This window comes from Salmonella sp. SAL4457 (assembly GCF_046548235.1).
GTDB classification, from domain to species: Bacteria; Pseudomonadota; Gammaproteobacteria; order Enterobacterales; family Enterobacteriaceae; genus Salmonella; species Salmonella enterica.
Genome location: NZ_JBGDZO010001100.1, coordinates 1 through 246, shown reverse-complemented (window position 1 = coordinate 246; position 246 = coordinate 1). Strand labels below are relative to the sequence as shown.

The 246-nt window shown below is 63.4% G+C and carries 1 protein-coding gene; it reads right to left on the bottom strand.

The features are described from left to right. Positions 1–246, bottom strand: a 246-nt coding sequence (locus ACLJNW_RS27585) for a tripartite tricarboxylate transporter permease (protein ID WP_410961745.1), incomplete at both ends; no start/stop codon positions are given.

Genomic DNA, 246 nt, shown 5'->3' with positions numbered 1-246 from the left:
GATGAAGCCCAGCAGCAGCGGCGAGAGCGGGAAGTCGAGCTTGCGCAGGATATAGCCGATCACGCCGATGCCGACCATCAGGAACAGGTCGAAGGTGGTCGCATGCACGCCGTACACGCCGATCCCGGTGATGATCGCGATGGCCGGCACCAGGGCCCAGTTCGGCACCGCGAGGATGCGGGTGAATACGCGGACCATCGGCACGTTGAGGATGATCAGCATGACGTTGGCGATGAACAGCGAGGC